Annotated in this window: 17 protein-coding genes; 10 read left to right on the plus strand and 7 right to left on the minus strand. The window is 66.7% G+C overall.

From position 1 onward, the window contains the following. Positions 1-88: 88 nt before the first annotated feature. Together ABLE91_RS18650 and ABLE91_RS18655 are read left to right on the plus strand one after the other, a co-directional pair. A complete protein-coding gene (locus ABLE91_RS18650; protein WP_348933228.1) occupies positions 89-2386 on the plus strand; it encodes an autotransporter-associated beta strand repeat-containing protein in 2298 nt (765 codons plus the stop codon). Then, positions 2356-6495, plus strand: coding sequence for an autotransporter outer membrane beta-barrel domain-containing protein (locus tag ABLE91_RS18655; RefSeq protein ID WP_510181979.1), 4140 nt, complete (start codon positions 2356-2358; stop codon positions 6493-6495). The genes ABLE91_RS18650 and ABLE91_RS18655 overlap by 31 nt, the downstream gene beginning before the upstream one ends. A 93-nt stretch (positions 6496-6588) precedes the next feature. On the opposite strand, the gene ABLE91_RS18660 is transcribed toward ABLE91_RS18655, so the two are convergent. Together ABLE91_RS18660 and glsA are read right to left on the minus strand one after the other, a co-directional pair. After that, positions 6589-8214 (minus strand): MFS transporter, encoded by a 1626-nt coding sequence (locus tag ABLE91_RS18660; protein ID WP_348933231.1) that lies wholly within the window; start codon positions 8212-8214, stop codon positions 6589-6591. 58 nt (positions 8215-8272) lie between these two features. Further along, positions 8273-9262: a glutaminase A gene (glsA, locus tag ABLE91_RS18665; RefSeq protein WP_348933233.1), complete on the minus strand. Its 990-nt coding sequence runs from the start codon at positions 9260-9262 to the stop codon at positions 8273-8275. Between the two features lie 633 nt (positions 9263-9895). Between glsA and ABLE91_RS18670 the strand changes: the two genes are divergently transcribed. From ABLE91_RS18670 to ABLE91_RS18705, 8 genes are all read left to right on the plus strand, one after another. Continuing rightward, positions 9896-10831: a 2-hydroxyacid dehydrogenase gene (locus ABLE91_RS18670; protein ID WP_348933234.1), complete on the plus strand. Its 936-nt coding sequence runs from the start codon at positions 9896-9898 to the stop codon at positions 10829-10831. A 62-nt stretch (positions 10832-10893) separates the two neighbouring features. Next, complete coding sequence (locus tag ABLE91_RS18675) at positions 10894-11145, plus strand: hypothetical protein (RefSeq protein ID WP_348933236.1); 252 nt, start codon at positions 10894-10896, stop codon at positions 11143-11145. 88 nt (positions 11146-11233) lie between these two features. Next, positions 11234-12049: a VOC family protein gene (locus tag ABLE91_RS18680; RefSeq protein WP_348933237.1), complete on the plus strand. Its 816-nt coding sequence runs from the start codon at positions 11234-11236 to the stop codon at positions 12047-12049. 481 nt (positions 12050-12530) lie between these two features. Beyond that, positions 12531-13553 carry an ABC transporter substrate-binding protein gene (locus ABLE91_RS18685; protein WP_348933239.1) on the plus strand — a complete coding sequence of 341 codons (1023 nt, stop codon included), beginning with the start codon at positions 12531-12533 and terminating at the stop codon, positions 13551-13553. Between the two features lie 431 nt (positions 13554-13984). Further along, complete coding sequence (locus ABLE91_RS18690) at positions 13985-15007, plus strand: ABC transporter substrate-binding protein (protein ID WP_348933240.1); 1023 nt, start codon at positions 13985-13987, stop codon at positions 15005-15007. A gap of 118 nt (positions 15008-15125) precedes the next feature. Next, a complete protein-coding gene (locus ABLE91_RS18695; protein WP_348933241.1) occupies positions 15126-16877 on the plus strand; it encodes a CocE/NonD family hydrolase in 1752 nt (583 codons plus the stop codon). 168 nt (positions 16878-17045) lie between these two features. Next, positions 17046-18194, plus strand: coding sequence for an alpha/beta hydrolase family protein (locus ABLE91_RS18700; protein WP_348933243.1), 1149 nt, complete (start codon positions 17046-17048; stop codon positions 18192-18194). 294 nt (positions 18195-18488) lie between these two features. Continuing rightward, entirely contained in the window at positions 18489-19643 is a 1155-nt protein-coding gene (locus ABLE91_RS18705) for a GGDEF domain-containing protein (RefSeq protein WP_348933245.1), read from the plus strand. Between the two features lie 43 nt (positions 19644-19686). Here ABLE91_RS18705 and ABLE91_RS18710 read toward each other — a convergent pair whose 3' ends face one another. The 5 genes from ABLE91_RS18710 to ABLE91_RS18730 all read right to left on the minus strand — a co-directional run bounded on the left by ABLE91_RS18710 (position 19687) and on the right by ABLE91_RS18730 (position 25292). After that, positions 19687-21234: an acetolactate synthase large subunit gene (locus ABLE91_RS18710; protein ID WP_348933247.1), complete on the minus strand. Its 1548-nt coding sequence runs from the start codon at positions 21232-21234 to the stop codon at positions 19687-19689. Positions 21235-21269: 35 nt separating this feature from the next. Continuing rightward, positions 21270-22574: a 4-aminobutyrate--2-oxoglutarate transaminase gene (gene gabT / locus ABLE91_RS18715; RefSeq protein WP_348933249.1), complete on the minus strand. Its 1305-nt coding sequence runs from the start codon at positions 22572-22574 to the stop codon at positions 21270-21272. Between the two features lie 64 nt (positions 22575-22638). Then, a complete protein-coding gene (locus ABLE91_RS18720; RefSeq protein WP_348933251.1) occupies positions 22639-23319 on the minus strand; it encodes a GntR family transcriptional regulator in 681 nt (226 codons plus the stop codon). A gap of 68 nt (positions 23320-23387) precedes the next feature. Beyond that, positions 23388-24146, minus strand: coding sequence for an SDR family NAD(P)-dependent oxidoreductase (locus tag ABLE91_RS18725; RefSeq protein WP_348933253.1), 759 nt, complete (start codon positions 24144-24146; stop codon positions 23388-23390). Between the two features lie 93 nt (positions 24147-24239). After that, positions 24240-25292, minus strand: a complete 1053-nt coding sequence (locus ABLE91_RS18730) for an ABC transporter substrate-binding protein (RefSeq protein ID WP_348933255.1) — start codon at positions 25290-25292, stop codon at positions 24240-24242. Positions 25293-25317 lie beyond the last annotated feature (25 nt).

The following is a 25317-nucleotide window of genomic DNA, read 5'->3' on the forward strand; positions in this document are numbered from 1 at the left end:
CGGGGGCGATGGCGGCAATGGCGGCAATGGTGCAACGAATGGCGGCGGGGCAGGCGCCGGCGGTGGCGGCGGTGCCGGCGGCTACGCAGTGTCTCTCTCGCAATCCGGTGCCTTCACCAATAGCGGAAGCCTGCAGGGTGGAAATGGTGGCCTGGGCGGCTTGGGGAGCACCGGGTCGAGTGGCACGGGGCAGCCCGGCCAGGCGGGCGCAGGCGGCGCGGGCCTCGTGGTCAGCGCATTGCCCGCCGGCCAGACTGCCGCCATTGTCAACAGCGGCACCATTGCCGGCGGCTTCACCGGCGGCCATGACGGAGACGAGGCGTATCGCGCCAGTGCCATCATCTTCACCGGCGGCTCGAACAGGCTGACTTTCAATAATGCCACGTCGGGCCTGCTCGGCGGCATAGAGCTGCAGAACAATACGCACCTCATCTTAAACTACAACGCGAACGTGACGGTGCCGAACGTCATCTCCGGCGCTGGCGACGTGTTCATGAGCGGCGGCGGTACGCTGACGCTCACCGGCACGAACACATATAACGGCGGCACGACAATCGGTGTGGGCGTTATCAATTTCAGCAGCGCCAGCAATTTCGGCTCCGGCAACATCACGCTGCTGGGTGGCGGCGGCCTGCAATGGGCGGTGGGGAACACCACCGACATTTCCGGCAAGCTTAATGCCATAGATTATCCCGGCGCGGTTTTCGATATCGGCGCCAATAACGTCACCTTTGCCAGCGCGCTGTCCGGCTACGGCATCACCAAGCGGGGCACTGGCACGCTCACGCTGGCGGCCTCGAACAGCTATTTCGGCTCGACAACCGTCTCTGCCGGCACACTCCGCGCCGGGGCCGCCGACGTGATCGCATCCAGCTCCGGCTTGATCCTTCTTAACTTTAGCGGCGTCGTCTTCGACCTGAACGGCTTCAACCAGTCGCTCGCTTCGCTCGTGGGCGGCGGCACCACTGGCGGCAACATCACGCTGGGCACCGCCGCCCTGACAGTGAACCAGGCTGACGACACCACCTATGGGGGCGTGATTTCCGGCAGCGGCCGCGTGACCAAGCAGGGCGCCGGCATCCTCACCCTGTCGGGTGTCAGCACCTATCAGGGTGCGACCACCATTTCGGCCGGCACGCTGAAACTGTCCGGCGCGGGGAGCATCGCCGCCTCCTCAGGGGTGGCTGTGAACGGCACGCTGGATATTTCCGGCACTACCTCCGGCGCGACCATCAAGACCCTGTCGGGAACCTCGGCGAGCGGTGTGGTGGCGCTGGGAAGCCAGCCCCTCACCGTGACGCAGAGCGCCGACGCCACCTTCGCCGGCGGCTTCACGGGCAGCGGGGCGCTGACGAAGGTGGGAACCGGCGCGCTGACCCTCTCCGGTGACAGCAGTACCTACACCGGGGGGGTGAGCGTCAATGCCGGCACGCTCTCAGTCCAAGACGGCGGCAAGTTGACAAGCGCGGGCAGCTCGATCGGCGATCCGTCCGGCGCGACGGCTGTGGCGGCGATCGTGAAGGGCACGGGCTCGAGCTGGGATATGGGCAGCGGGCTCCTTGCCTTGAGCGATGTGGGGGGCGGCGCGCTCACCATCCAGGATGGCGGCAAGGTGACGAGCGGGAGCCTCGTTCTGTGCCAGAGCACCTGCGCGAGCGGTGTCGCGACCACCTTGACCCTCAGTGGCAGCGCCGCCGACGGGCGCGGCACGCTGGCCACCGGCCAGGTCCGGCAGTTCTTTGGCGACGGGCTGCTAGTTTTCGACGGCGGCGTGCTGCAGGCAACCCGGACCCAGACCGGCTTCGTGCAGGGCTTCGACACGAACGAGATCGACATCCGGTCGGGCGGCGCCTTCATCGACAGCAACGGCTTCGACGTCGAAATCGGCAGCAACAGCGCTGTTCTCTCGGGCGTGGGCGGGCTCACCAAGCAGGGCACGGGCACGCTGAAACTGACCGGCCCCAACACCTACACCGGGGCCACGACGGTCAGCGGCGGCATTCTCGACATCAGCAACGGATCGGCCCTCGGCACAACGGATGCCGGTACCTCCGTATCCTCTGGTGCCACGTTGGCCCTCGAGGGCGACATTACGGTGGGCGCCGAGACGCTGGCCCTGAGCGGGCTCGGCGTTTCCAATCTGGGCGCCCTGCGCAACATCAGCGGCAATAACACCTATGGCGGGGCCATCACTTTGGGCTCTACCACGCGCATCAACAGCGATGCCGGCGAGTTGACCCTGACGGGCGGCGTGACCGGCGCCTTCCTGATCGTGGGCGGTAACGGAAACACCACCATTTCAGTGTCATCGGCACCAGCAGCGGCCTGTTCAAGGACGGCTCCGGCATCCTCACCCTGTCGGGCGTCAATACCTATACCGGCGTGACCACCATTTCCGCCGGCACGCTGACCCTGTCGGGCACCGGCAGCATCGCATCCTCTGCGAGCGTGGTGGTGAACGGCGCCTTCAACATCGGCCTCCTCAGCGGCCCGGGCACCACCGTCAAAAACCTGTGGGGCGGCTCGGCGGGCGGCGTGGTGGCGCTGGGGGACAAGACCCTGACGGTGGTGGAGCAGACCGGCTTCCTCGACTATGCCGGCAGCCTCACGGGCACCGGCACGCTCATCAAGCAGGGCACGGAATCCCTCACGCTCAGCGGCAACAGCAGCGCCTTTGCCGGCACCACGCAGGTGGATCAGGGCACCCTGTTCGTCAGCAACCACGGCGGCACCTCCGCGGGCGTGCTGGGCGGCAATGTCACGGTGGCCTCCGGGGCGACGCTGGAAGGGGTGGGCGGCACCATCGGCAGGACGGTGAGCGTGGCGGCGGGCGGCACCCTGGGCTGGACCACGCAGGGCTCCAATATCGGCGGGCTCACCATGGGCTTCCTGACCATGGATGCCGGGGCCATCACCACCATCAACCTGCTGTCGCCCGTGCCCGCGGGGAGCATCTTCACCGTCGCCGGTAACGCTACGGTCAACGGCACCCTCAACCTGGAGAGCGCGCCGGGCAACGGGGCGGGCGTTTACCGGGTGTTCTCCACCGGCGGGACGCTGACCAATGCCGGCATGGTGCTGGGCCAGACGCCCACCGGCTACAGCTTCCAGATCGACACCCAGGCGACGACCTTGGACGTGGTGGCGACCACCCTCGACACCTCCGTGCAATATTGGAGCGCGGACGGTACGACGCGCGGCGGCGGAGGCAACTGGACCTCGGCCAATCCCTGGCTGGGGGTGAACGGCGGCTATGCCCCCTGGGCGGGCCAGGTGGGCGTGTTCGACGGGACGCCGGGCATCGTCATGGTGGACGGGACCCAGGGCTTCGGCACGCTGGAGTTCCTGACCTCGGGCTATCAGATCCAGGCGGGGATGGCGGGCGTCCTCGACCTCGGCGCGGGCGGGCGGCTGTGGGCGGAAGGCGAGGACATCGTCGTCACCGTCTCGGCGCCCATCACCGGGACGGGGGCGCTGACCAAGATCGGCGCGGGCACCATCATTCTCTCCGGGACCAACACCTACCAGGGCGGCACGGTGCTGCAGGCCGGCACGCTCTCCATCGCTGCCGACGCCAATCTCGGCGCCGCCTCCGGGGCGCTCACCTTCACCGGCGGCGAGCTGGAGACCACGGCGAGCTTCACCAGCGCGCGCGCCGTGGTGCTCACCTCCAACGGCCTGATCAATGTGGGCGAGGACACGACGCTCACGCTCACCGGCAGCGTCTCCGGCGCGGGTGGCATCGTCCTCGGCTCCGGCACGCTGGTGCTCTCGGGCACCAACACCTATCAGGGCGGGACCACCCTGTTCGCCAGCACGCTCCAGGTGTCGTCCGACGCCAATCTCGGCGTGGCCTCGGGCGGGCTGACCTTCAACGGCGGCACGCTCGCCACCACGGCGAGCTTTTCGAGCGCGCGCGCGATCACCCTCAATGCCCCCACGACCATCAGCGGCGATCCCATCCCCGGCAACGGCACCTTCGACACGGCTGCTGGCACCGCCCTCACCTTGTCGGGCGTGGTCTCCGGGGCCGGGGCGCTGATCAAGGCCGGCGCGGGCACCCTCGTCCTCGCCGGGGCCAATACCTATACGGGCACGACCACCATCAATAGCGGCACCCTGGCGCTCTCCGGGGCGGGCAGCATCGCCGCCTCCAGCGGGGTGGTCGCCAACGGCACGTTCGACATTTCCGGCACCTCGGCCGGGGCGTCCATCCAGGGCCTGACGGGAAGCGGAGCGGTCACGCTTGGCGGGCAGACGCTGACGCTGTCCAACGCGTCGGGCACCTTTTCCGGCATCATCGGCGGCAGCGGCGGCCTGACCCTGTCCGGCGGCACGCAGACCCTGTCCGGCGCCAACACCTATACCGGCGCCACCACCATCACTGGCGGCACGCTGGCGCTCTCCGGGGCGGGCAGCATCGCCGCCTCCAGCGGCGTCGTGGCGAACGGAACATTCGATATCTCCGGCACCACCTCCGGCGCATCGATCCAGAGCCTCAGCGGCACGGGTGGAGTGGCGCTCGGCGGGCAGACGCTGACCCTGACCAACGCCTCCGGCACGTTCTCCGGTGTCATCTCCGGCAGCGGCGCCCTGGTGCTCGCGGGCGGGAGCCAGACGCTGACCGGGGCGAACAGTTACACCGGTGGCACGACAGTGTCCTCCGGTATGCTCGTTCTCGGGAGCTCGAGGGCGGCGGGCACGGGCGCCATCTCGCTGGCCGGTGGGACGACGCTGGGCTTCGCCAGCGGCATCAGCGTCGCCAATGCCATCGCGCTGGGCGGCAATGTCACCTTCGACCTCGCCTCGGGCAGCGCGACCGCCTCGGGCGCCCTCACCGGCACCGGCGCCGTGACCTATACCGGCGGCGGCCTCATCAGCCTGACCGGCGACAGCTCGGCCTTCGCGGGCACCACCACCGTGGACGGAACCCTGTCGGTGAACGGCACCCTCGGCGGCAGCGTCAACGTGCTGTCCGGCGGCACGCTGAAGGGCAATGGCACGGTGGGCGCGACCACCATCGCCTCCGGCGGCACCATCGCGCCGGGCAATTCCATCGGCACGCTGACGGTGAACGGCCCGCTCACCTTCGCGTCCGGCTCCACCTATGCGGTGGAGATCAATCCCCAGGGCCAGTCGGACCGGATCGCCGTCACCGGCAGCGCCACGCTGAACGGGGCCACCGTCTCGGTGACCAAGGCGCCGGGCAGCTACCTGCCGGGGACCAGCTACACCATCCTCACCGCCCAGGGCGGTGTGGCGGGCACGTTCGGGCCGCTCACGCAGGACCTGCCCTTCATCAACCTCGCGCTCTCCTACGCCCCCACCGACGTCACCTTGAACGTGGTGCGCAACCAGGTCTCGTTCCCCAACGTGGCGGTGACGGCGAACCAGGTCGCCACCGCGGGCGCGGTGGAGGCGCTCGGGCAGGGCAATGCGCTCTACAATGCCGTGGTGTCACAGACGAGCGTCGCGGGCGCCCAGCAGGCCTTCAACGCGCTCGACGGCGAGGTCTATCCCTCGGCCCTGTCGATCTTCCAGAATGAGAGCCTGATCCTGCGCCGGGCGGTGCTGGACCGGGCCCGCGTGCCGGTGGCGGCGCCGGGCGCCGCGCCCCTCGCCTATGCCGGGGGCACGGACGTGGTGGCGGTGCCCGGCACCCCCAACGCCTTCTGGGCTCAGGGCTTCGGCGCCTGGGGCCAGATCGACGGCAACGGCAATGCCGCCACCATCTCCGGCAACACGTCGGGCGTGTTCGTGGGCTACGACCGCACCTTCTCCCCCGGCCTGGGCGACTGGCGGCTCGGCTTTGCGGCGGGATACTCCTCTTCCAGCTACCAGGTGGATGCGCGCAACTCGTCCTTCTCCAGCGACAATGCCCATGTGGCGCTCTATGGCGGCGGCACGGTCGGGGCATGGGGGCTGCGCTTCGGCGGGGCCTATAGCTGGGCGGACATGAGCGTCAGCCGCAGCGTCGTCTTCCCCGGCCTCTTCAACCAGCTCAGCGCCGACACCACCGCCCGCACCGGCCAGGTGTTCGGCGAGGTGAGCTATGGCCTCTCTTTCGCCTCCGTGGGACTGGAGCCGTTCGCGGGCTTGGCTTATGTCAATGTGGATCTCGACGATTTCTCCGAGACGGGCGGTCCCTCCGCGCTGACCTCCTCTGGCGCGAGCGAGGGCGTGACCTATTCCACCCTCGGCGCCCGGGTGAGCGTCCCTCTGGCACTCGGCACCATCGCCACCAGCTTCAAGGGCACGCTGGCGTGGCAGCACGCCTTCGGCGACACGGCGCCGGAGGCGCTGTTCGCCTTCGGCCCCGGCGCCCAGCCGTTCGCCATCTCCGGCGTCCCCATCGCCAGCGATGCGGCGCTGGTGGAAGCCGGCCTCGACATGGCGTTCACCGCCAACACCACCTTGTCCGTCTTCTATGCCGGCCAGCTCGCCAGCACCGACACCAGCAACATGGTCAAGGGAAGCTTTGCGATCAGGTTCTGAGCGGCGTCATTGCATCCCGGTTGGTGGCGTCGCTACAGGCGGCGCCACCTCAGCGATGCGCTCCATCGTTCCCATCTCGCGCGACCGGACGCCCTATCGCTGCTTCTCCGGAATTTCGCCGGGGCGGTAATTGGGCAGCCGGCCGGCGGGGACGATGGCGATCAGGCAGAGCCCGGCCATGATGAGCAGGCCGATCTTGAGCGCGCGCAGGCGCGCCTCGGTGTTCACCCGCACCGCCTCCGCCACCTGCTCCGGCGTCGCGCTGGTCCCCGCCATCACGGCGCCGAGGCGGTCATTGCTGACGAAGTTGATGCTATCGAGATCAACCTGCGACTGGATCTCCTTGGGAAGCAGCGGATTGGCCCCGATCCGGCTCATCACGGCACTGCTTAGCAGGCCGACGAGCAGGGCCCCGGCAACCGCCGTGCCGACGGCCGCGGCAAGGTTCTGCGTGGTCCCGCGCAGGGAGCCGACATCACCTGCAAGCTCCTTTGGCGATGACGTCACCAGCACGTTGAACAGCAGCGTCACCAGCGAGCCCTGGCCGATGCCGAACAGGATCAGGCCGAACAGCACGGGGACCTCGCTCCAGTCGTTGCGCACCACATAAGCCAGCCAGAGAAGGGCGAGAGTGCACAGGATGAAGCTGAACCGGCCGATCTGCCTTGGGGTGAGCTTGTCGTAGAGCCGCACCACCAGCATGGCCGTGAAGAACACGGTGAGGTTGAACGGCATCATGGCGATGGCTGTGGCGATGGGCGAGCGGCCCTGCACGATCTGGATATAAAGCGGCACCGAGAAGTTGAGGGCAGCCTCCAGCGCGACCACGGTGAACAGGGCGTAAACCGCCGCCCGCTCCTCCACGGAATCCACCACCTCGAGCGCCAGAAGCGGGGTTCCGGAGCCGCGCTGGCGCCGGTGCGTCCACATGAGGAAGAGCTGGCCCAGCACGATCCCCAGCACAATCAGGACCGGCGCGGGGGACAGGCCGAGAAGGTTGAACGGCGCGTTCGGCCGCGCCAGCGCGAGGCCCCACCCGTTCAGATTGTTGAACCCGAAGCTGATGAGGATGATGGCCGCGGCGGCCAGCACGACGCCCACCAGATCGATGCCCGTTTCGGACCGGCCTTCGGTGGCCTTCAGCTTGAAGCTTAGCACGAAGACAATGGCCGAGACTGCGATGAGGATGCCGAAGGCGGGCCGCCAGCCGATGAAGGTGCCGAGAACGCCGCCGATGACGAAGGCGAGGACGCCCGCCGCCGCCCGCGCGGAGCCGAGGGCGCCCACTGCGGTGGCCTGCTGCTTGCCGTGATAATTCTCGGCGATCAGCGCCACCAGCGAGGGCACGATGATGGAGGCGGCGATGCCGCACAGGGCCTGGGCCGTGATCATGAAGGTGGCGCTCGGGCTGAAGGTCATCAGCACCTGCCCCACGCAGAAAATGACCACTGCCGCGCGGAACACCCGCGCCGCGCCATAGCGCTGGCCCAACTTGGCCCCGAGCATCACGAAGCCGGCGACCAGCATGGAATAGGCGACGATGCCGGTGGCGATGGTGGTCGGGGGAACGCCGAAGCTCTTCACCATGCCGCCCAGGGCGACCGGCAGCGACGCGACGTTGAACGACATGATCATCTGGCCCAGCGCGATCGCGATCATGGGCACCCAGGATTCGGTGGCGGATGCGTCCGCGCGCATGGCAGGGGAACTGGTGGACATCGCGTAACCCTCCACTTGTTTGTTCTTGCTGCAGAGCGTGTTTCCGCCTCAGGGCGCCTCACGCCGGCTGTGAAACGAACAGATCCATTCCGAGCTGCTGGGAGAGATATTTGGCGACCAGCTGCCCTTTCACGCTGTTACCCGCGGCATCGAGGCGAGGCGCGAATGTGCCGAGGCCGCCCTTGCCGGGGGAGACGGTGACGATGCCGCCGCCGATGCCGCTCTTGCCCGGCAGGCCGATGTCGTAGAGCCAGTCCCCGGAGGTCTCGTACATGCCGGCGGTGGTCATCACGGCGAGCGCGTAATGGCAGGTGGAGGCGGTGACCACCCGCTCCTTCGTCAGCGGGTTCACCCCGCCATCCGCAAGCGTCGCCCCCATCACCGCCAGATCCTTGGCGGTGACGTTCAGGGAGCATTGCAGCGTGTAGAGGGCGGTGGCCTCCATGGGGTCGCAATAGATGCAGCCGAGGCTCTGAAGCATGTTGGCGATGCCGCGGTTGCGGAAATTCGTCTCCGCGGCAGACTGGTGAACCTCCTCGTTCAATGCCAGCGGCCGCCCGGCAAAGCGCGAGAGCTGATCGCGCAGGAACCGCCATTTCTCCTCGAGATTCGCGCCGGGAGTCAGGCTCGTGGTGGCGATGGCGCCGGCATTGACCATGGGATTGGTCCGCCCGTCGGTGCTCCATTCGATGCCCGCCAGGGAGTTGAAGGGCAGCCCCGTGCTGTTGGCCCCGAGCTTGCGCCGCGCCTCCTGCGGCCCGATGAGCTCGCACATGACGGCGAAGGTGAAGGGCTTGGACACGCTCATGATGGAGAATTCGGTGTCCGTCTCCCCGACGGAGTATTCCCTTCCGTCGGTGCCGACCACGCAGATGCCGAACAGGTCGGGATCGACCCGCGCCAGGGCCGGATAGACCTGCGAATTCTCCCCTTCGGTGTTCGATGCGAACCGCCTGTGCGCCTCCCGGATCAGCTCCTGGACCTGATCCGGCTCCGGCAAATGGCCGGTGGAGACGTATGGCGCAGATGTGCCCGGTGCAAAATCCATGGGACGACCTCTGAGACGTGGGAGGGTCTAAGGGGAATTCACGGTCCTGTCGGGCGCGCAGGCGCGGGGTGGCGCGTGCCTCTCATCGATGGGGGGAAGGAAGGGACCTGAAAGTTGCGCTTGGCCGCCGCGCTTGCGGGGCGCGCGGATCGAACGCCTGGCCCCTGATGGCTCAGCCATTCCAAGGCACTCCTATACGCAAGAGAAGGAGCCGCATCCGGAATCCACTGCGACCGCGAAATCTCTTCTCAATGAACTTTTATTCACTCAGATGAAGCGACTCTTTTTCTGGATTCGATAACATCGATCCCCATCATCTGTATATCATCCATATGAATATTATAAAATCGCTCATATGAAGATGCTGCGATCGCGAAAAATCGCCTGAATACTTCTCGCAGGTGCGATATGGAGCACTGGGGCGGGAGCGTCCGGGCCGGCTCCCCGCCCGCCTCCCATGGATCGCTTCGCTTGGTATCTCTTTCGCCGTTGCCGTGCGGGAGGCGTTTGCTACAAACAGGCGCGCCGTTTGCGACGTTTCCAATGGCTGGTGCAGGTCCAGGGCGCCCCAGCCGTCACCGCTCCTCGCCGTCCGGCACGAGCATAAAGCCACGCTGAGACAGGATAGAGGATATGGGCGACGTTCTGTTGTTCCACAGCGGCCAGGATTCGGCTCATGTCTGGGTCGATGCCCTGAAGGCGCAGATGCCAGACCTCGAAATCCGCATCACCCCTGATATCGGCGATCCCGCCGACATCCGCTATGCCCTGGTCTGGCGGCCGCCGGCGGATTTCTTCGGGCAGTTTCCCAATCTCGCCCTCATCGCCAATCTCGGGGCGGGGGTGGACGGGCTCCTGGCGCGCACGGACCTGCCTGCCGGCATTCCCATCACCCGCGTGTCCGACCCCGACATGTCGCGCATGATGGCCTCTTTCGTGCTGTTCGCCGTGCTGCGCCATGCCCGGGACATCCCCACCTTCGAGCGGGCACAGCGGGAAGGGCGCTGGCACTATGTGCCGCCCCGCACGGCGGACGAGATCAGCGTGGGCATCCTCGGCCTCGGCCAGCTCGGCGCCACGGCGGCCCGTGAGCTGCTGCGCCAGGGCTTCAAGGTGAAGGGGTGGTCGCGCTCTCCCAAGGACATCGAAGGGGTGGAATGCGCGGCCGGTCTCGACGCGCTGCCGACCTTTCTCGGCGGGTGCGAGATCCTGGTGGTGATGCTGCCGCTCACCGGCGAGACGCGCCATCTGCTTGATGCCGCCCGCCTCGCCTGCCTGCCCAAGGGCGCGAAGCTCATCAATGTGGCGCGCGGGCCCATCGTCGACGAGCCGGCCCTGGTGGCGGCGCTCCAGGCCGGGCACATCGCGGAAGCGACGCTGGATGTGTTCGAAAAGGAGCCGCTGCCGGCGGAAAGTCCGCTCTGGAAGATGGACAATGTGCTCATCACACCCCATCTCGCTTCTGTGGCGATCCCCAAGTCCGCCGCTGCGCAGATTGCTGACAATATCCGGCGGGTGCGGGCAGGGGAGCCGGTGGAGCACCGGGTCGATCCGAGCCGCGGTTATTGAGCTGCCACAAGTCGGCCAAATGATCGCGTTAGGGAAGGCGCCTGAACCTTGGACACGAGAGCATGAACCGCCTTCTCAACACCTTCCGCGCCGCCCTCATTCTGATCGTGGGGGGCATTGCCGCAGTGGCGCTGTTCACGCTGCTCGGAAGCCTGCTGGTGGCGGTGGGCATCTTCATTGCCGTGTCCGTGGTGGCGGGCGGCCTCTATTTCCTTCTCTTCGGCCGCGGCAAGGTGGTGGTGCGCACCAGCTCGCCCAGCGGCCATGACATGATCGACATCACCCCGCCGCGTCCCCCGCGCCGCCCGCACTGAGCCTCCGGCTTCTTCTTCGACCCGGCCCTGGCGCTCGCCCGCGCCGCTGCATACCTGTGGCGGTGAAGCTGCGAGAAGGAGAGCGCGCGTGTCCATTGCCACAGAGGCCCCGCTGCATGTGGGCAAGGTGACGCTCGTCGTCCATGACCTCGACGGGGTGAGCGATTTCTATCAACAGGCCATGGGCCTGCACCGCATCTCGGGCGATGCGGACACGGTGCTTCTGGGCGCGGGCGGCATGGGCTTTTTTGAGCTGCGCCGCGACGCCGCCGCCCGCCGGAGCTCGCACCGCGAGGCGGGGCTGTTCCATACCGCCTTCCTCCTGCCGACGCGGTCCGATCTCGGGCGCTGGATGCGGCATGCGGCCGGGGAGGGGCTCAAGATCGACGGTGCCGCCGACCATGTGGTGAGCGAGGCCATCTATCTCGCGGATCCGGAGGGCAACGGCATCGAAATCTACGCCGACCGCGCGCCCGCGCACTGGACCTGGACGGACGGCATGGTCGTCATGCGCAATGACCGCCTCGACCTTCAGGCCCTGGCGCGGGATGGCGGGGATGCGCCCTGGCGGGGCTTTCCGGATGGCGCCGTGATCGGCCACGTCCACCTCCAGGTGGGCGATCTCGGGCCGGCGGAAGCCTTCTATGCGGGTTCGCTGGGGCTCGACATCACCTGCCGCTATCCCGGCGCCACGTTCTATTCGTCCGGCGGCTATCACCACCACATCGCGACCAATATCTGGAACAGCCGTGGCGCGTCGGTGCGCAGCGTCCCCGCCACCGGGATTGCGGAGGTGGAGCTGATCGCGACGCCGGAGACGCGGGATATTGTGCGCGCGAAGCTGGGGGCTGGGGCAAACGGCGTTGCGCGCGATCCCTGGGGGACGGCCATCGCCGTGCGGTGATCGCGGGCGACATGAAACAGTTCGGTCATGAGCGCGATGCGCAGTCATGCCCGGGCTTGTCCCGGGCATCCACGCCTATCCTTTGAGTGCGCACCTAGCGAAGCCACGTGGATGGCCGGGACAAGCCCGGCCATGACGATCACTCTTGAACTCATTCCGGCGTGAATGTCGATGCAGCTTAACCCGCCCCGCAAGCGGGGAACGGTGTCTTGCCGAGAATAATCCAACGCTCTTCCACAAGGGGACGCGATCCTGAGCAGTTGACAAATGTCGGGGGCTGGCTTTCCCTTTCATCGAAAAAGAAAAACAGTCGTATTTTACTTCAATACGATATCCAGTCGGGTCTCAGGGCGAACGCTTTCTTGGAGCATGCGGAACCTGCCGCATCTTCCCGTGCGGACTTCCGTCCGTGCGCCTCATCTCCCGCACCCGCGCGGCCCGCAGGGCCCGCCGCGGCGGCGGACTTTCCGGGGAGTTGTCGATGAAAGCGTTTCCACGACTGCTGATGGGGCTCGCCGCCCTCGCTTCGGCCTCCATGCTCGCGGCCGCGCCCGCAAGCGCTCTCGACAAGGTGGTGCTGCGCATCAACTTCACGCCCTGGGCCATGCATGCCCAATACTATGCCGCCATCGCGCAGGGCTATTACGCCAAGCAGGGCATCGAGGTGGAGATTCGCCCGCCCTCCGCCGGCCAGAGCAGCGAGCTGCTGATCGGCTCTGGCCGGGAGCAGTTCGGCGTTGCCAATATCGACAGCTTCGTGAAGGCGCGGGCCAATGGGGTGCCCGTGGTCGCCGTCATGGCCGATGAGCCCGACACGCCCACCTCCGTCATCACGCTGAAGAGCTCTAACATCACCAAGCCGCAGGACCTGAAGGGCAAGAAGATCACGTGGTTCTCGTCCAACGTGAAGGGCCAGATCGACCCGCTGCTGAAGGCCGGCGGCCTGACGCGGGACGACATCGAGTTCGTCCTGGTCTCGCGCGGCTCGGAAGTGGCGCTTGTGGCCGCAGGCAAGATGGATGCGCTCTGGGGCTATGCCTTCGGCCAGGGGCTGACGCTGGAAGACAAGGGCTTCCCCGTCAACATCATGCCGCTGAAGGATTACGGCCTGAAGAATTACGGCACGCTGCTCTATACCAGCGACGCGCTCCTGAAGGACAATCCGGACCTTGTGAAGCGGTTCGTCAGAGCCACCATGCAGGGCCTCATCTGGACCCACGACCACATGGAGGCGGCGGTGGCCGAGGTGGTGAAGGTGGCCCCCGACCGGGATCTGAAGCTCGAGACCCGCAAGCTCGCCATCATCTATAGCCTCTACAATTCCCCCGATTATGCCGAGCGCTTCGGCAAGATGAACGATGCCAAATGGGAAACGTCCATCAACGCCCTGGCGGAGGACATCCCGCAGAAGCCCAAGGCGTCGGAGATGTACACCAACCAGATCGTGGACAGCCTGGACGAGGCGAAGGAACTGTCGGCCGCCATCCGCAAGCCGACAAATTGAGGGCAGGCGCCCTCCATCCCTCCAGCCGTCATGGCCGGGCTTGACCCGGCCAGCTCCCGCCATCTCAAGCGCGGGAGACAGATCCCCGGGTCAAGCCCGGGGATGACGGACGTGAGCGCGTGGACGGCCGGGTCAGGCCGAGCCATGAGCCATGCCATCCGGGCTCCGCGCGCCGCCTTCCTTCCGTGAAAGCCAGTTGACAAAAGCCCCCCGCTGGCGTTCCCTTTTCGCGAAAATAAAAACGATCGTATTGTCTAACAATACGAGAACATCAGAGGGGCGTTAATGGCTAACGCTTTCTTGGACGGTGCGAAACCTCCCCGCATCCTCCCGCGCGGCTCCTGTCCGCGTGTCTGCTCTCTTGAACCGCATCGGCACCGGCGGGCGCGGACGCGCGCCGTCATGACGGCCGAATTCCAAAGGAGCCTTCCATGAAAGCGTTGCCACGATTGCTGACGGGCCTTGCGGCCCTGGCGTCCGTCTCCATCCTTGCCGCCGCGCCCGCCAGCGCTCTCGACAAGGTGGTGCTGCGGATCAATTTCTCCCCCTGGGCCATGCACGCCCAGTATTACGCGGCCATCGGGCAGGGCTTCTATGCCAAGCAGGGCATCGAGCTGGAGATCCGTCCGCCGTCCGCCGGCCAGAGCGGAGAGGCCCTCGTGGCCAGCGGCCGCGAGCAGTTCGGCGTCGCCAATGCGGACGGCTTCGTCAAAGCCAAGGCCAGCGGCATGCCCATCATCGCCATCATGGCCGACCAGCCGGACACGCCGGTGTCCGTCATCACGCTCAAGAACGCGAACATCAATGCGCCCAAGGACATGAAGGGCAAGAAGATCACGTGGTTCCAGGCCAATGTGAAGGGCCAGATCGACCCGATCCTGAAGAAGGGCGGCCTCACCCGCGACGACATCGAGTTCGTGCTGGTCTCGCGCGGCGCGGAAGTGCAGATGCTCGCCGCCGGCAAGGTGGACGCGCTGTGGGGCTATTCCTTCGGCCAGGCGCTGACGCTGGAAGACAAGGGATTCCCGGTCAACATCATGGCCATGAAGGACAATGGCCTCGTGAATTACGGCACGGTGATCTACACCAACGAGGCGCTGGTGAAGAGCGACCCGGGCCTGGTGCAGCGCTTCGTGACCGCGACCCTGCAGGGCTACATCTGGGCGCAGAAGAACATGGAGCCGGCGGTGGCCGAGGTCATCAAGGCGGCGCCCGACCGGGACCTCAAGCTTGAGACCCGCAAGCTCGCCATCATCTACGACCTCTACAATTCCCCTGATTTTGCCGAGCGCTTCGGCAAGATGAACGATGCCAAGTGGGCGGCCACCATCGACTCCCTGGCCGAGGACCTGCCCACCAAGCCCACCCCCGCCAGCATGTACACGAACCAGTTCGTAGACGCGGCGGACGAGGCCAAGACCCTTTCGGCGGCCGTGCGCAAGCCGACCAACTGACCTTCCTCCGCGCGGCGGTCCTCCCGCCGCGCTTTTTCATGACCTGGGACACGCACGCCGGAGCGGGCTCGCGCCGGCAACGATCCCGCACGCTTGGCGAACGACCGGGAGTACCTTTATGAGCGACGACCAGCACAAGATCGAAGTCCGCGACGGCATGAGGGTGGAATGGGATGCGCCCGTTACCATGCCCGACGGCATCGTGCTCCGCGCGGACATCTTCCGGCCGCTGGACGACGGCAAGTATCCCGTGATCCTCCATTACGGCCCCTATGCGAAGGGCCTGCATTTCGAGGACGGCTACAAGAGCGCGTGGTCGCGCATGGTCGCCTCCTTCCCCGAAGTGCTGGAAGGCACCACCAGCGCCTATCAGAGCTGGGAGCTGTGCGATCCCGAGCGCTGGGTGCCGGACGGCTACATCTGCCTGCGCATCGACAGCCGCGGCGCCGGCCGCTCGCCGGGCTTCCTCGACCCGTTCGGCCCGCAGGAGACGCAGGATCTCCACGACTGCATCGAATGGGCGGGCGTCCAGCCCTGGTCGAACGGCAAGGTCGCCGTCTCGGGCATCTCCTATTATGCGGTGAACCAGTGGTTGGTGGCGCCGACGCAACCCAAACACCTCGCCGCGCTGTGCATCTGGGAAGGCTATTCGGACTTCTACCGCGAGCAGCTTCGCTCCGGCGGCATCCTCAACGAGTTCATGGGCAACTGGTACGAGCGCCAGGTGATCTCCATGCAGCACGGCCAGGGCGAGCGCAGCAAGAAGAGCCGCGTCACCGGCGAGCATGTGGGCGGCCCCGAGACCCTTTCCGAGGAGGAGCTGAAGGCCAACCGCATCGATCTTCTCGGCGAGATGCGCGGCAAGAAGCTCATCGACAAGTTCCACAAGGACCGCTCGCCGGCGGACTTCTCCAAGATCACCGCGCCGCTGCTCTCCTCGGGCAATTGGGGCGGCGTCGGCCTGCACACGCGCGGCAATTTCGAGGGCTATCTGAAGGCTGGCACCAAGCAGAAATGGCTGGAGGTGCACGGCGACACACACTTCTCGCATTTCTACTCGAACTATGGCCTCGCGCTGCAGAAGAAGTTCCTCGGCTACTTCCTGAAGGGCGAGGATACGGGCTGGGACAAGCAGCCGCCGGTACAGCTCAACATCCGCCATCCCGGCGAGAAGTTCGTGCTGCGCGACGAGCAGGAATGGCCGCTGGCACGCACCCAGTGGACCAAGTTCTATCTCGACCCCGACACGATGACGCTGGGCACCGAAAAGCCCGCCTCCGAGACCACGCTGACCTATGAGGCCATGGGCGACGGGCTCTATTTCACGACCCCGCCCTTGAAGGAGCCCATGGAGATCACCGGGCCGCTCGCGGCCAAGCTGTTCCTCTCCTCGCAGACCGAGGATGCCGACGTGTTCCTCGCCATCCGCGTCTATGACGAGGAGGACAAGGAGGTGGTATTCATCGGCTCCAACGATCCGCGCACGCCGGTCGGCCTTGGCTGGCTTCGCGCCTCCCAGCGCAAGCTCGATCCCGCGCAGACCCTGCCGTACCGGCCCTGGCACACCCATGACGAGACCTGGCCGCTGGAGCCCGGCAAGCCGGTGGAGCTGGACGTGGAGATCTGGCCGACCTGCCTCGTCATCCCGAAGGGCTATCGCCTCGCGCTCAACATCCGCGGCAAGGATTACGAGTATGACGGCACGCCGGCGGACCTGCCGTACAATTCCTACAAGATGTACGGCGTCGGCCCCTTCACCCACAACGATCCGGTGGACCGGCCCATGGACGTCTACGGCGGCAAGAACACGCTGCATTTCGGCCCCGGCGGCGAGACCTATCTGATGCTGCCGGTCATTCCGATGAAGTGAGTGTCGTCGGAGTACGCAGCAGACTCCCTCTCCCGCTTGCGGAGGAGGGCTGGGGAGGGGGCCGGGGCCTCACGACAAAAGCCACACCCGCCCATTCCTCACCATTTCCCCCTCCCTAACCCTCCTCCGCAAGCGGGAGAGGGAACAAGGCTTCGGCGGAGACCTCCCATGTTCGAATATTTCCGCGGCAATTATCCCTGGAACCTCGCCATCTGCGCGGCGCTCAACAATGGCGCTGTGATCTCGGAAATCGACGAGGTCTGCCGGCCCTTGGTGGAGAAAGCGGGCGACGGCGTCGCGGCCTCCGGCGACTGGGGGCGGGCCTGGGCGATGCTCGGCGAGCGGCTGGAACGCCTCGCGGAAATCGACGCGAAGGCCGGCCACCGGCGCAGCGCGGGGCGCAAGTACCGCCGCGCGGCGCTCTATGATTTCGTCGCCGAGCGCAACATGTCCTCGGAAGACCCCCGGCGCCTCGAATTCTACGAGAAGGCGCTCGGCCAGTTCCGCAAATATGTGGAGTTCATGGACGAGCCGGTGGAGTTCGTGGAGGTGCCCTACCGGGGCGACACGCTCCCCGCTTTGTTCGTGCCGGCCAAGGGCGTGGACGGCCCCGCGCCCTGCATGATCCATTTCGACGGCTTCGACGTGATGAAGGAGATCCTGTTCCTGCGCGGCATCGCCCATGAGCTGCGGGAGCGCGGCATCTCGGTGCTGCTGGTGGACCATCCTGGCGTCGGCGCGGCGCTGCGGCTGAAGGGCATGAAGCTGTTCCCGGAGACCGAGGTCCCCGCCAGCGCGTGCGTCGACTATCTGGAGACGCGGGCGGACGTGGACCCGAAAAAGATCGGCATCATCGCCATCAGCCTCGGGGGCTATTTCGCGCCGCGCGCGGCATCGTTCGAGAAGCGCCTCGCCTGCTGCGTCGCCTGGGGCGCCATCTGGGATTACGGGGCGATCTCGCAGAGCCGCGCGCAGAAGCTGGAGGGCAAGGCGCTTTCGGTCTCCGACTGGGTGGACCACATCAAGTACGTGTTCGGGACCGAGACGGTGGAGGAGGCGCTCGCCATTACCCGGCGCATGACGCTGGAAGGGGTGATCGAGAACCTGACCTGCCCGCTCCTCATCACCCACGGCGCGGCGGACAAGCAGGTGCCGCTGGACTATGCCGTGAAAACCTATGAGGCGGCGGTGAACGCCTCCCGGCGCGAGCTGAAGGTGTTCACGGCGGACGAGGGCGGCATCGAGCATTGCCAGGTCGATAACGCGCCGAACGGCACGGACTATATGTGCGACTGGATCATGGACGTGTTGAAGTAGGAGCGGGCGTCCTCCCCTGATTTGGGGGCCGTGCTGGCACGAGCCCGGCGCAACCTGCGGGCGCGACGATGTGCATGCGGACACGGCCCGGTGCGCCCCTTAACGTTGGTGGCGCAGGCGGTGTCCGGCGCATCCTGCAAAAGACAAAACCGTCAAATTCCGACCCGCGCCGAAGACGGCCTGCGGCAGGATTGCGCCTTTGTCCGACCACGGTTATTCGATCTTTATACAGACAAGCCCCAGCCAGCGGCGGGATGGAGGTCCTGAATTGAGGGTTGGCGAGGAAGAAGGGTAATGCTGGATTTCACATCCCTCCTTCTTTCGGTGTGCCTGTCCACCGCTGGCGTCAGCGCGGTCCTGTTCTCGGCATGGTTGTCCTCCCAGCGTGACGGCTTCCTCCTGACCTGTGCCGTGGGCGCGGTGATGGTCGGGCTGAGCGGCATCTTTTCCGCCTTCTATGCGCAGTCCCCTCAGGTCTGGCTCGTCACCGGCGCCTATGTGCTGCTGCTCAGCGGCCTTGCCACGATCTATGGCACCGCCTGGCAGTTCAGGAACGATGCGTCTCCCTGGCGCGTCATCCTCTGGGCGGCGGGGCTGACCATCGGGGTGACTGTCCCGTTTCATCTGCTGGGGTACAACGGGATCGGCTTTGTTGTCGGGTTTCTCTCCGCCGCCGTGCTGAATTTCCTCACAGCCTTCAATTTCTGGAAGGCGCGCTCCGAGGCGCCCGGGACGCTCATCACGCTAACGGTGTTCTATTCCGCCATCGCTCTCTCGCTCCTGGTGCGGGCGAGCCTGGTCGCAATGGAGGGCAGGGCCATCATGCCCGGGCCGCCGCAGAATTGGGCGCAAACCCTCAGCCTCGCGCTTGCCGTCGCGGTCGTTCCCGTCCTCGGCGCGCTGACGTTTTCCCTCAATCAGAAGCGTCTCATCCGCGACCATCGCCAGCAGGCTCTGACCGACCCCCTGACCGGCCTGCCCAACCGGCGCGCCCTGTTCGAGAGCGTGGCGGCATTCACCGGCACGGTCGCGCTCGTCGTGTTCGACATTGACCGGTTCAAGGCCATCAATGACAGCCGGGGCCATGGGATGGGCGACGAAGTGATCGCGCTGTTCGCGCGCACATTGCGCCGCCACATCGAGCCGGGGCAGGTCATCGCGCGGCTGGGGGGCGAGGAGTTCGTGCTGGTCTGCCCGCGGGGCGACATCGCGGCCCTCGGCGCGCAGGCCGAGCGGCTGCGCCACGACTTCGCCGAGCGGGTCTCCGCCGATCTCCATCTTGAATGCGCGGCGAGCGGGGGCATTGCGTGCGGAGAGGTCACGGGCGATCGCTTCACGCGGGTGATGGCCGCGGCCGACAAGGCCCTCTACCGCGCAAAGCGGCTCGGCCGCGACCGGCTGGTTGTTGCGGAAAAGGACATGTACCGGCTCGCGCCGGCGAAGGATTAGCCCAGCCGTCGAAGAGACTTTCGGGACGACGGCGTCCGCGCTTTCAGATCACCGCCTCGATCAGGAACGGCCCGCTCTGCTTCAGCGCGGTGTCGAACAGGTCCATGAACTCTTCGATGGTGGTGGCGCGCGCGGCTTCCACGCCCATGCCCTTGGCGAGGCTTACCCAGTCGAGGTCGGGCTCGTTGAGATTCAGCATGCGGCTGGCGTTCCGGCCAAAGGCGTTGACGCCCACATTGCGCATCTCGCCCTGGAGGATGGCATAGGCGCGGTTCGAGAAGACGATGGTGACCACGTCCAGCTTCTCGCGTGCCTGGGTCCACAGGCCCTGCACGGTGTACATGCCGGAGCCGTCTGCCTGGAGGGTCACCACCTTCCGCCCGGGGGCTCCCACGGCGGCGCCCGTCGCCAGCGGAATGCCGATGCCGATGGAGCCGCCGGTGATAGGCAGATGATCGTGGGGCGCCATGGTGGGCGCCAGCACGGCATAGCGCCCGCCGGAGGTGAGCGCCTCGTCACAGATGATGGCGCCCTCGGGCAGAGCACGGGCGACGGTGAGGGAAATGTTGTCCGGGTTCAGCGCGCCAGTGGGGCGAGGCAGGTCGCGGGCGGTCCAGCCGCTGGTCGCCGGCTTTTCGCGCGGGGCATTGAGCGCGTCCGCGAGCGCGTCCAAGGCTGCGGCAAGGTCCTGGCCTTGGCGCGCCAGCTCCACCACCTCGCAGCCCGGCGGCAGCAGCACGCCCGGCTTGCCGGGATAGGCGAAGAAGCCCACCGGCGCGCGGCCGCCGATGCACACCACCACCTCAAGATCGGCCAGCGCGGTGATGGCCATGTCGATGGGGTAGGGGACCGGGCGCGCATAGACCCGTCCCGCGCCCCGCTCGCCGCGCCCCGACACCTGCGAGAACAGGCTCGCTCCCGTGGCGGCGGCGATGCGGCCGGCCGTCACCAACGCGCCTTCGCGCAGCGCCCCGCCGGCGAGGAGGAGCGCGGCCTTCCGGCCGCTTCGCAGGGCGGCGACGGCGGCCTTCAGCGCATCCGCCGAAATCGCCTCCGGCACCGGAATGGCGGTTGGGCTCAGAGGCGTGTCCTTCGCCTCGCTCCAGGCGGCGTCCGCCGGCAGGATCATGGTGGAGATGCCCGGCGTCGACATGGCGGCCGCATAAGCGGCAGCGCAGGTCTGCGCCACGTCGTCCGGCCCGGTGGCGCGGCCCACCCAGTGGGACATGGGACGCGCGAGGCCTTCTATGTCAGAGGTGAGCGGGGCATCGTGCTGGAGATGGTAGCTCGCATGGTCGCCCACCACGTTGATCATGGGCGTGCGGGCGCGCTTGGCGTTGTGGATGTTGGCAAGGCCGTTGGCGAGGCCGGGGCCGAGATGGAGCAAGGTTGCCGCCGGCTTCTCCGCCATGCGGGCATAGCCGTCCGCCGCCCCCGTCACCACGCCCTCGAACAGGCCGAGCACGCAGCGCATCTGCGGCTTGCGGTCCAGCGCCGCCACGAAATGCATCTCAGACGTGCCGGGATTGGCGAAGCACACATCGACGCCGTTCACCAGCAAAGCGTCGCACAGACGGTCCGCACCATTCATCACGCAATACTCCAACGCAGGGGGCGGATTGATCGTCAGGCGGCGACGGCGGGCGCCGCGGAGAAGGCGGCTTCCACCGCCTGCTCCAGGATCGCCAGCCCCTCGGTGAGGGTGTCGTCGCCGATGGTGAGGGGGGTGAGAATGCGGATCACGTTCGCCCGCGTGCCGCAGGAGAGCAGGATGAGTCCGCGCTTCTCGGCCTCCTCGACGATCCTGTTGGTGAGCGCCGGCGCCGCCTGCTTGGAGGCGCGGTCTTCCACCAGCTCGAAGGCCACCATGGCGCCGAGGCCGCGCACGTCACCGATGCGCTCCATGCCCTGGCGTTCGGCAAGGCCCTTCAGCATGGCGGTGATGCGCTCGCCGATGCGGGTCGCGCGCTCGCACAGGCCTTCCTCGGCGATCACGTCCAGCACCGCGTTGGCTGCCGCCACCGCCATGGGGTTGCCGGCATAGGTGCCGCCGAGGCCGCCGGGATGGGCGGCCGACATGATTTCCTTGCGCCCCACCACGGCGGAGAGCGGAAAACCCCCGGCGAGGCCCTTGGCAAGCGTGATCACGTCCGCCTGGACGCCGGCATGCTCGAAGGCGAACATCTTGCCGGTGCGGCCCATGCCGGCCTGCACCTCATCGGCGATGAAGACGATGCCGTGGCGGGTCGCGATCTCGCGCAGGCGCGCCAGGAAGTCGAACGGGGCGACGTTGAAGCCGCCCTCACCCTGCACCGGCTCCACGATCATGGCGGCGACGCGCTCCGGGTCCACGTCCGAGGCGAACAGCCGCTCGATGTCGGCGATGGCATCCTCCGTGGAGATGCCGAGATAGGGGTTGGGGAAGGCCGCGTGGTAGATCTCGCCTGGGAAGGGGCCGAAATTACGCTTGTAGGGCATCACCTTGCCGGTGAGCGACATGCCGAGCAGCGTGCGCCCGTGGAACGCACCGGAAAAGGCGAGGATGCCCGAGCGCTTGGTATAGGCGCGCGCCACCTTGATGGCGTTCTCCACCGCCTCTGCCCCGGTGGTCACCAGCATGGTGCGGTTCTCACCGCCCGTCGGGGCGATGGCGTTCAGCCGCTCGGCCAGCGAGATGTAGCCCTCATAGGGCGCCACGTGGAAGCAGGTGTGGGTGAAGGCGTCCGCCTGCGCCATCACTGCCTGCATCACCTTGGGGTGACGGTGGCCGGTGTTCACAACGGCGATGCCGGCGGCAAAGTCGATGAAGCGCTTGCCGTCCACGTCCCAGATTTCGGAGTTCTCGGCCTTCGCCGCGTAAATCTTGCGGGTGGCGACGCCGCCGGCCACGGCCGCGTTCTGTCGCTCCATGAGCTGAGCCGTATGTGTCATGGGGGAAGCCTCGGGGAAGGAGGAGAGGAGGGCGGGGACATGATCCTCCCAGACGGCCCGAGGTTCAATCGGTCGTTTGATCTTTTTCTTCGGATATTAGCGTCCTGATGGCCTCGAGATTGAACTCGGCGTGCCGGCGGCTCAGCTCGCGCAGCCCCTCGAAATCGCGTGCAATGATGAGGCGGATCATCTCCTCATGCTGCGCGGTGGCCTCCGACACGAATTCCAGCCCGCGCTTGAACACCTGGGAGCCGCGCTCCCCCCGGTCCCACACATCCTCGATTATGGAGATCAGCTTCTCATTGGGGCAGAAGGCGAGGATGGTGCGGTGGAAGGCGCGGTTCAGCTCGGAATAGCGCGTCGCGGTCTTGATCTTGCGGCGGTCGGCCATCTCCGCATTGATGGATTTGAGCTGCTTCACCGCCGCCTTGTCCACGAGGGGACCGGCCAGGAAATTGGCCTCGGGCTCCAGAAGGGTACGGATCTGCGTGTAGTCGAGGATCTCGTCCACTCGCAGCTTGGTGACATAGGCGCCCGAATGGGGAATCAGCTCCACGAAGCCCCGCGCCTCCAGCGAGCGGAAGGCCTCGCGCACGGGGATCTCGCTGCAGCGGAACTCCTCGGCCACCGCTTTCAGGAGAAGCCGCGCGCCGGGCTGAAGGCTCCCTTCCACGATGCGCTGCTTCAGTTCGGTGAAAACCACCTGGGTCTTGGTCTGGAAGTCCGCCGGCTGCACCCTGGCCATGGAACGGGTCCTTGTGGAAACGGCCCGGGAATCCCGGGCACCGCACGCTGCGGACAATGAAGTCTGCCTTACGGCATATACCAGCCGCCGTTCACATCCAGAATTGCGCCTGTGACATAGCTTGCTTCATCGGACGCAAGATACATGGCGCACGCCGCCACTTCCTCCGGCCCGCCGAGGCGGCCGGCGGGGATGAAGGTGTCGATGAGCTGGTCCGAAGTCCCCTCGGATTTGTTCATCTCCGTGGCGATGCGGCCCGGCGCGATGACGTTCACGGTGACGCCCGCCCGCGACACTTCCAGCGCCAGGGTGCGCGACATGCCGATGAGCCCGGCCTTCGACGCGGAATAGTGCATGCCATTGATGCGCGAGCCCACCCGCCCGCCCATGGAGGACATGTTGATGACGCGCCCCCAGCGCGCATCCACCATCAGCGGAACGAAGGCACGCACGAACAGGAAGGCGCCGGTGAGGTTCACGGCGAGCACCCGGTTCCAGTCGTCGAGGCCGAGCTGAAGCGCCGGCACCTTCCGTCCCTGCTTGCGCAGCACGATGCCGGCATTGTTGATGAGGATGTCCACCTTGCCGTGCCGGGCCTTCACACGGTCGGCGAGGAGGTCGACGGCGGCTTCGTCCGAAACGTCGCAGACCATGCCCTCGGCCTTGAAGCCGGCCTCCTCCAGCTCCGCGGCAAAGGCAACAGCACGGTCCGACTGGTCCACGACGATGACATGGGCCCCCGCTCCGGCAAGGCGCCCGCAGATCTGGCGGCCGATAGAGCCGGCGCCCCCCGTGACGAGTGCGACGCGGCTGTCATGCATACCCATGATGGTTCACTCCGGGCAAAGAAAAGGCGGCCGGCGCCCGCATGCGCGCGCCGGGAGGTTCGAGCGGGACGGCCGGCGGGCGCCGGCCGGGGATCACTGGGTGGTGTTGGACTTGATCTTCTGCGCGAGGTCGGCGGTGTCCTTGGCGCCGTCCACGAACTTGTTGGTGTACATGTCGGACGGCTTGAGGGCCTGCCCGAGATCGCCGCCCTCCTTCAGATAATCGATGGTGGACTGCCAGCGGTCGTCATTCATCTTGCCGAAGCGCTCGGCGAAGTCGGGCGACTTGTAGAATTGGTTCTGGATGATCTTGAGCTTGGTGGTTTCCAGCTTCTGGTCGCGGTCCGGAGACACCTTGATCACCTCCGCCACGGCGGCGTCGGGATTGTCCATGGCGGCCATGATCGAGCGCGTGGTCGCTTTCACGAAACGCTGCACGAGGTCGGGATTGGTCTTCACCAGGTTCTCGTTGGTGTAGATCAGAACCCCGTAGAATTTCACGCCATAGTCTTTCAGCGCCATCACGTTCATGGGGAAGCCGCGCATTTCCATGGTCAGCGGCTGGCCGTGGATCTGCGCCCACATCACGTCGGTCTGGCGCGCCGCCAGAAGCTGCGTCTCGGTGCCGGGGGCGATGACCACATATTCCACGTCGTCCACTTTCAGGCCGCCGGCTTTCAGGAGCGGCAGGAGCAGGCTCTTCACGTTCTGGTGAAACCAGGAGATCTTCTTGCCCTTCAGCTGGCTCGGCTGGGTGATGTTGTCCGCCTTGAGGGACGCCACCGCGAAGGGCGTGTCCGGCTGCTCCGCCATGATGGCGACGATGGGCAGGCCGCTGCCCTTGGCGCGGGTGAAGGCGTCCGCATTGGTGACGCCGAACTGCTCGCGCCCGGAGGCGATGAAGCCCTCATTCTGCTGGCCGGTGGAGGGCGGGCGGATTTCGAGGTCGATGCCCTCCTCGCGATAGATGCCCTTGGCGAGGCCGTAGAAATAGGGGGCGTGCATGCCCCAGGGCGTGAAGTTGATGCGCAGGATCACCTTGTCGAGGGGTTTCTGCTGCTGGGCTTGGCCCGGCCCGGCGGCGGCGAAAACCCCCGTCAGCGCGAGGGCGAAACCCCATAACCACGAACGTCGGCTGCACGTCATCGTACTCCCTCCATCGCGCTGGTCG

Source organism: Aquabacter albus (genome assembly GCF_040049275.1).
Lineage (GTDB): Bacteria > Pseudomonadota > Alphaproteobacteria > Rhizobiales > Xanthobacteraceae > Aquabacter.

Coding starts and splice junctions, on each gene's coding strand:
- ABLE91_RS18660 (WP_348933231.1), bottom strand. CDS start 8,214: ATGTCCACCAGTTCCCCTGCCATGCGCGCGGACGCATCCGCCACCGAA.
- ABLE91_RS18695 (WP_348933241.1), top strand. CDS start 15,126: ATGAGCGACGACCAGCACAAGATCGAAGTCCGCGACGGCATGAGGGTG.
- ABLE91_RS18730 (WP_348933255.1), bottom strand. CDS start 25,292: ATGACGTGCAGCCGACGTTCGTGGTTATGGGGTTTCGCCCTCGCGCTG.
- ABLE91_RS18700 (WP_348933243.1), top strand. CDS start 17,046: ATGTTCGAATATTTCCGCGGCAATTATCCCTGGAACCTCGCCATCTGC.
- gabT (WP_348933249.1), bottom strand. CDS start 22,574: ATGACACATACGGCTCAGCTCATGGAGCGACAGAACGCGGCCGTGGCC.
- ABLE91_RS18675 (WP_348933236.1), top strand. CDS start 10,894: ATGAACCGCCTTCTCAACACCTTCCGCGCCGCCCTCATTCTGATCGTG.
- ABLE91_RS18725 (WP_348933253.1), bottom strand. CDS start 24,146: ATGGGTATGCATGACAGCCGCGTCGCACTCGTCACGGGGGGCGCCGGC.
- ABLE91_RS18670 (WP_348933234.1), top strand. CDS start 9,896: ATGGGCGACGTTCTGTTGTTCCACAGCGGCCAGGATTCGGCTCATGTC.
- ABLE91_RS18690 (WP_348933240.1), top strand. CDS start 13,985: ATGAAAGCGTTGCCACGATTGCTGACGGGCCTTGCGGCCCTGGCGTCC.
- ABLE91_RS18685 (WP_348933239.1), top strand. CDS start 12,531: ATGAAAGCGTTTCCACGACTGCTGATGGGGCTCGCCGCCCTCGCTTCG.
- ABLE91_RS18710 (WP_348933247.1), bottom strand. CDS start 21,234: ATGAATGGTGCGGACCGTCTGTGCGACGCTTTGCTGGTGAACGGCGTC.
- ABLE91_RS18705 (WP_348933245.1), top strand. CDS start 18,489: ATGCTGGATTTCACATCCCTCCTTCTTTCGGTGTGCCTGTCCACCGCT.
- glsA (WP_348933233.1), bottom strand. CDS start 9,262: ATGGATTTTGCACCGGGCACATCTGCGCCATACGTCTCCACCGGCCAT.
- ABLE91_RS18720 (WP_348933251.1), bottom strand. CDS start 23,319: ATGGCCAGGGTGCAGCCGGCGGACTTCCAGACCAAGACCCAGGTGGTT.